This window comes from Herbaspirillum sp. alder98 (assembly GCF_020179755.1).
Lineage (GTDB): Bacteria > Pseudomonadota > Gammaproteobacteria > Burkholderiales > Burkholderiaceae_D > Herbaspirillum.
On the sequence record NZ_JAIUCY010000012.1, the window covers coordinates 147,177 to 153,176 of the forward strand.

Sequence of the window (6,000 nt, forward strand, 5' to 3'; positions counted from 1 at the left end):
TCTAGGGTAACAAACTGGGTAACAATTTTTTAGAGTGTTACCTTACTTCGCTCATAGCGATGCAATCAGCCTCAAGTCCTTTATCCGTATGCCTTCCATCAAAATCGGCTGATCGCCAGTTTTGAGAAATTGCCCGTTTCCACCTCCTGTGTTTTGTTACCTTGTTACCCAAATTTCATAGCTGGGGTAACAATGCGGTGCGCAATGCCCCTGAGGTCCACAGATCGGTCTAAGGCCCCGTACAGGCCTCGCAACATTGCTTTTGATTAACGAGGCGTAGCATCCCTACATCATCGCCACGGCGAAGATGGAATCCAACCTCGCACCCACCACGTACAACATGCGTCGCTTTACCCCCGCCCGCTTTCCTGCCCGCCTCTGCCTGTCTGAAAGGGGTAGCGTTTCACGCCCCCTTACAGTGGGCTCGCATAGCATCCACTGGCATCACATCTGGCCCGATGCATTCAACGCCTGCGACCATAATACTTGTTTCTCCAGCGAATTCCACGGAGCGCACTTGTCGCTTCAGATCAGAATTAATGTTCGGCACCGCGAAGAGCCTGACCAACCAGAAATCAATCTTTCAAGACACTCATAATCAGCGTCTCGCCCAGTGGAAGAAGGCGGCGTGAGCGATCATGGCCGTTGTATCCATAGAGCGAGGCGCGTTTTTCATCACTCCAGACAAATGGCTGGGCATCCTGACTTAAATAGAAAGCGAACACTTCTTTCCAAGTAAATTCGCTTTCGGCATTGCGTATTCTTTTCCACAGAATTAGTTTTGCGACCAAATCCCCGCCGCACAACGCATCGGAGTAAGTGAAGCGTGCAACACTGTTTGCGGCAACGATTACAGAGAATGTATCCAGACTATCTTTGTCCGAATCGCTGATGATTAATGCGCCTATACCGAGATAGGTATCTTCAAACGTCGCGTTTAGATCAGCGATAAAACTTTTTACCTTTTGATAGATTAATGCGCTTTGCTCCCCAACCTCATGCAAATTGTTTAATTCGTTCGAATCTATCAGCGAGTAGCCCATATTTCCCCTCCTTTTTATTCAAAGAAAGTTGATTATATTCGCTGCTGGACGGACGTCTTTTACCAAACAACAATCTGCTGAATGGTTCTATCCCACTCGCAAATGTCTTGTTTCATCTCCCGGAAGTAAATTCAGCTACTTGCGTGAGCGCTAGATTCGTTTAAGCTGCCCTCGTTTTAATTACGAATGAGGATCACCTTGAGCAACAGACAATCGAATGTGAAGATGACAAAAGCTGCACTGGAAGCAATTGTCGACGTGACGTGCCCCCGGAATATCCGTACAGATCAAAACTAGAGCTAAGGTTGCTTCTCTGCGCCCCGAAAGGGGCAAGGAGTAGCCATGAAACGGTCGAGATTTACCGAAGAGAAAATCGTCTATGCATTGCGATTGGGCGAGGGCGGCACGCCGGTGGTCGACGTCTGTCGGCAGCTTGGCGTATCGGCGGCAACCTTCTACACATGGAAGAATAAGTACGCCGATTTCGGCGTAAGCGAACTGCGCAAGCTCAAGCAACTCGAAGACGAGAATGCACGCCTGCGACGTATCGTCGCCGACCTGACGTTGGTTAAGCAGATCCTGCAAGAGGTGGTGCGAAAAAAGTCTGAAGGCTGCCAAACGGCGCGAGCTGGCGGCCTGGATGCAAGAGCGTTTCCAGATAAGTGTGCGGCGTTCCTGTGCGCTGGCGTTGTTGCAGCGTTCGACGTGGTACGAGAAGAGCCACGCACGAGATCAAAGCGCGCTACGCCAGCGCATCCGAGATATTGCTATGAGCCGTCCGCGATTTGGCTACCGACGAGTGCTGGTGATGCTGCGCCGCGAGGGCTGGGAAGTGGGTAAGAAACGCGTCTATCGACTGTATAGTCTGGAGGGACTGCAACTGCGGATGAAGGTCAAACGCCGCAAGCGCATCGCCCTGCTGCGCGGCAAGCCGCCGGTGCCCACTGGGCCGAATCAGCACTGGAGCATGGATTTCGTTCATGATCAGATGCTTGACGGTCGCCGCTTTCGCATCCTGACCGTCATCGATCAATGGAGTCGCGAGAGTGTATGTCTGGAGGCCAACTTTCGGCAGACGGGCCGCTCGGTTGGCCAGGCATTGGATCGTTCTGCGGCCCTTCGCGGATGGCCCAAATCCATCACCGTGGATAATGGGACCGAGTTCACCTCCCGCGCCTTGGACGACTGGGCATACCTGCATGGCGTGAAACTCGCCTACACGCGACCTGGGAAGCCGACCGATAATGGCCTCATCGAGTCATTCAATGGCCGGCTGCGTGATGAATTCCTTAACGTGCATGAATTCATCACCCTATATGACCTTCGAGAAAAGATGCAGGCTTGGCAGCACGACTACAACCATCATCGTCCCCAGGGCTCGCTTGGCCTTCTGACCCCAAGCGAGTTCGTCCAAAAGTGGTCAGTAAAAACCAAAGAGGTAACCCCCCTCTAGTTTTAAACTGTCCAATTTCCGGGGACAGGTCAATGACCGTACCCCAAACGTTGAATCAGTGTCCAACCTTTGGGGTGCAGTTAACCATGATTTAAAATGGCCAAGCCCCAAAAGAACCAACCTATTTCTACCTCATCCCAATAACAACACCGACCAAAGCCCGGCTATTCTTTGACGAAAACATTACAAACAGGCATCCATACCCGTTCACTGGACAACTTCTTTTCTCGAAGTTAATATTTATCCGTGTTTGATTTACAGCGCTACATTCGCCAGTGCAGCAAACACTCCAGGAGGACGACCTCCCCCACCTTGGGCATGTTTCCGGGACGACCCGGTGCTTAAGGAGGTGCACATGGCCTGGATCATGTTGCTCGTCGCCGGCATCCTGGAAATTGCCTGGGCTTATTCGATGAAACTATCGGATGGGTTCAGCAAAACTACCCCCACCATTATCACGCTCGTCACGATGATCGCCAGTTTCGGCTTGCTTTCGGCTGCAATGCGCACCATCCCGTTGGGCACCGCTTATACGATCTGGACTGGCATTGGCGCAATTGGCGCATTTGTCGTCGGCATCGTGGCACTCGGAGAGCAACTCACGGCGCTGAGAGTGGCAGCAGCAATGTTGATCGTTTCGGGCCTGGTGTTGATGAAGCTCTCCAGCTCTCACTAATCACACCCTTTCACCCCTTTTCAACCACTGCTGGATTGCCCGGGTGATCAGCAGCATTCGCTCGGCCATTTTGGTTCGCATCAGCTCACTATTAGGTACGTTCGATGAATCTCGAAGAATACTTCCCAATTTTATTATTCATTGTTGTCGGTCTGTTCGTTGGCGTGGCGCCTCAGGTATTGGGCCGCTTGCTGGGGCCTCATAAGCCCAATCCCACGAAGAGCTCTCCCTATGAATGTGGATTCGAAGCATTCGAAGATGCGCGAATGAAATTCGACGTCCGCTACTATCTGATAGCAATTCTTTTTATCATCTTTGACCTTGAAGTCATGTTTCTTGTGCCGTGGGCGGTCTCGCTGGACGAAATCGGTCGCACCGGCTTTTGGGCAGCGATGATTTTCTTGGGGATACTTACTATCGGCCTCATCTTCGAATGGCGTAAAGGCGCACTGGATTGGGATTGATTTGACCACTCCCCCGGAATCCTCGCTCATACTTATCTGCCCCGCCTTCCCGCTGCATCTACGACGATTTCCTAAGTCGCAATTCCTCAAGACTTCGAAACCATTGATCATCGTGGTCACCAGATAACTGGCGCCATTGCCCCAGTTATCTGTCCGTCCGCCAGAGAAATTGATTGCACCGATAACACCCGGTAGATTCTGGCTCGCGATGTACATCGTGCTATAGCCTCCGGCGGACTGGCCACTCACCAGCATCCGGGACGAATCTATCGCCGGATGTTTTCTCAGCACATCAAATGCCGGCACGATATCGACGGCATGCCGGCGAGCGGTATAGAGCGGGTCGCCGTCACCTGGCTGCCGTCTGTTCCGCGAAGAGGGATCTCTTCGATAACCCATTTCCCGGCGCCAACCGTCTCGCTGTCGACCTCCGGCTTTGCCTGGGCATGTGCCGGCGAACCGATGATCAATGAAGCAACCAGGCTGGCGATGCCCGCCAGCCCGAATACCTTATGCAATCCCACGCCCCTCTCCCCCAACAGATTCTTGTTTGATTCACGACCATCTGCTGACACCAGCGCCCCCGCCAATCAGCCCTCTCTCAACCTTGCTGCGCCTTCCGGATAAAGCGCACCCGGTCGGCCAACGCCGTCACCATCGTTTTCAGGAATTCACGGGTCGGTTCATGCGTTAGCTTGCCGTTCGCGTCAAAGCGGTCAGCCGCTCCGCCGATCATCACTTCCGGCTTGTTGATGAACTGCAGGTCGAGGAACACGCCGATCTGGCGAAGATGATATTGCGCACGTGCCGTGCCGATAGCGCCTGGACTTGCGCCCATGATGGCGGCGAATTTTCCGGCGAAGGGCTGTTCCGGTGGACGTGATGCCCAGTCGATCGCATTCTTCAGCACGCCGGGAATGGAATAGTTGTATTCGGGCGTGGCAAAGATGATGGCATCCGCCTCGGCAATCTGCTGGCGCAGGCGCGCTACCGGCGCTGGCCAGCCTTGTTCGCGCACATCGTCGTTATAAAGCGGCAGATCGGAAATATCAGCTTCAGTCAATGTAACGCCGGGCGGCAGCAATTCATACAGCGCGCGAAGCGCTGCAGTGTTGATTGACTTGGCCCGCAGGCTGCCGGAAATACCGAGGATCTTGACGTCTGTCTGGCTCATTGGATTCTCCTTGCTGAAGAGGTCGGTGGAATACGTCGCATACGACTGAACATATGCTAACAGCAAAGAAAAGCGTCCACCGACACGCCAGCAAAAACTACGACCGCCGACGCCAGGCCTGGATCTCCCCCACGATCCCCTTGCGGAACGCCAGCACGCAAACGATGAAGATGAAGCCGGTGACGATCGTCACCGAGTCACCCAGCGTGTTGAACCACTCGATGCGCGTCACACTGGCCAGCCAGTTGCCGATATCGCCCAGCTTGTTCTCCAGCAGGATGATGATCACCGCGCCCACGATAGGACCCACGATCGTGCCCAGGCCGCCCACCAGCGTCATCAGCACCACCAGCCCCGACATGCTCCAGTGCACGTCGGTCAGCGTCTCGAAACCCAGCACCAGCGTCTTGGTGGCCCCTGCCAGGCCCGACAAGGCCGCCGACAGCACGAACGCCAGCAGCTTGTAGCGCGCCACGTCATAGCCCAGCGAGATGGCACGCGGCTCGTTCTCCTTGATGGCATTGAGCACCTGGCCGAACGGCGAATGGATGGTGCGCACGATCAGCGAGAAGCCGAACACGGCAATGGCCAGCACCACGTAGTACAGCGTGAGGTCGCTGGAGAGATCGATGAAGCCCAGCAGCTTGCCGCGCGGCACGCCCTGCAAACCATCTTCGCCACCGGTGAACGGCACCTGCAACGCCACGAAGTACAGCATCTGCGCCAACGCCAGGGTGATCATCGTGAAATAGATGCCCTGGCGACGAATCGCCAGCAAGCCCATCACTAACCCGATCAAAGCCGCCGCACCGGTGCCCACCAGCAGGCCCAGCTCGGTCGGCAAACCCCAGGCCTTGATCGACTGCCCGCACAGGTAGCCGGCCCAGCCGAGGAAGGCGGCATGGCCAAACGACAGCAAACCGGTGTAGCCAATCAAGAGGTTGAAGGCGCAGGCAAACAAGGCAAAGCACAGCATCTTCATCAGGAACACAGGGTAGATCCCGAACGGCGCGGCCAGCGCCAGGATCAACAACACGCCAATCATCAACTTTTTGTTCATTTGCTGCTCCCGATCATTTCTCTTTGCCGAACAGGCCGGCAGGACGGACCATCAGCACGATTGCCATGACGATGAAGACCACGGTGGCCGACAGCTCGGGATAGAAGACCCGCGTCAAACCTTCGATCAG

General features: G+C 54.7%; 7 protein-coding genes and 1 pseudogene. 3 read left to right on the plus strand and 5 right to left on the minus strand.

Annotation, left to right across the window (positions count from 1 at the left end; genetic code table 11):
- Window positions 1-575 precede the first annotated feature (575 nt).
- Window positions 576-1,043 carry a hypothetical protein gene (locus LBW87_RS21320; RefSeq protein WP_225203479.1) on the minus strand — a complete coding sequence of 156 codons (468 nt, stop codon included), beginning with the start codon at window positions 1,041-1,043 and terminating at the stop codon, window positions 576-578.
- A 342-nt stretch (window positions 1,044-1,385) separates the two neighbouring features.
- On the opposite strand from LBW87_RS21320, the gene LBW87_RS21325 reads away from it, so the two are divergent.
- The 3 genes from LBW87_RS21325 (at window position 1,386) to LBW87_RS21335 (ending at window position 3,636) form a co-directional block, all read left to right on the plus strand.
- A protein-coding gene (locus LBW87_RS21325) for an IS3 family transposase (RefSeq protein ID WP_225203480.1) occupies window positions 1,386-2,496 on the plus strand; the annotation gives its coding sequence in 2 pieces (ribosomal slippage) (window positions 1,386-1,648 and window positions 1,647-2,496; 1,113 coding nt in all).
- Between the two features lie 355 nt (window positions 2,497-2,851).
- Window positions 2,852-3,172, plus strand: a complete 321-nt coding sequence (locus tag LBW87_RS21330) for a DMT family transporter (RefSeq protein ID WP_225203481.1) — start codon at window positions 2,852-2,854, stop codon at window positions 3,170-3,172.
- Between the two features lie 104 nt (window positions 3,173-3,276).
- The gene (locus tag LBW87_RS21335; RefSeq protein WP_225203482.1) at window positions 3,277-3,636 is read left to right on the plus strand and encodes an NADH-quinone oxidoreductase subunit A; all 360 of its coding nucleotides are present in this window, start codon (window positions 3,277-3,279) and stop codon (window positions 3,634-3,636) included.
- Between the two features lie 284 nt (window positions 3,637-3,920).
- Here the strand turns inward: LBW87_RS21335 and LBW87_RS21340 are convergent, their stop codons facing one another.
- From LBW87_RS21340 to LBW87_RS21355, 4 genes and pseudogenes are all read right to left on the minus strand, one after another.
- Window positions 3,921-4,160, minus strand: coding sequence for a hypothetical protein (locus LBW87_RS21340; RefSeq protein ID WP_225203483.1), 240 nt, complete (start codon window positions 4,158-4,160; stop codon window positions 3,921-3,923).
- A 77-nt stretch (window positions 4,161-4,237) separates the two neighbouring features.
- Complete coding sequence (locus LBW87_RS21345) at window positions 4,238-4,810, minus strand: NADPH-dependent FMN reductase (protein ID WP_225203484.1); 573 nt, start codon at window positions 4,808-4,810, stop codon at window positions 4,238-4,240.
- Between the two features lie 97 nt (window positions 4,811-4,907).
- On the minus strand, window positions 4,908-5,870 hold the full coding sequence (locus LBW87_RS21350) for a branched-chain amino acid ABC transporter permease (protein ID WP_225203485.1): 963 nt from the start codon (window positions 5,868-5,870) through the stop codon (window positions 4,908-4,910).
- Window positions 5,871-5,883: 13 nt separating this feature from the next.
- Window positions 5,884-6,000 (minus strand): annotated as a pseudogene (locus LBW87_RS21355) (branched-chain amino acid ABC transporter permease); the annotation flags it as partial.

Excerpts from the sequence above, each read along its gene's own strand:
- LBW87_RS21330 (WP_225203481.1), top strand. The coding sequence starts at position 2,852 with ATGGCCTGGATCATGTTGCTCGTCGCCGGCATCCTGGAAATTGCCTGG.
- LBW87_RS21350 (WP_225203485.1), bottom strand. The coding sequence starts at position 5,870 with ATGAACAAAAAGTTGATGATTGGCGTGTTGTTGATCCTGGCGCTGGCC.
- LBW87_RS21320 (WP_225203479.1), bottom strand. The coding sequence starts at position 1,043 with ATGGGCTACTCGCTGATAGATTCGAACGAATTAAACAATTTGCATGAG.
- LBW87_RS21345 (WP_225203484.1), bottom strand. The coding sequence starts at position 4,810 with ATGAGCCAGACAGACGTCAAGATCCTCGGTATTTCCGGCAGCCTGCGG.
- LBW87_RS21335 (WP_225203482.1), top strand. The coding sequence starts at position 3,277 with ATGAATCTCGAAGAATACTTCCCAATTTTATTATTCATTGTTGTCGGT.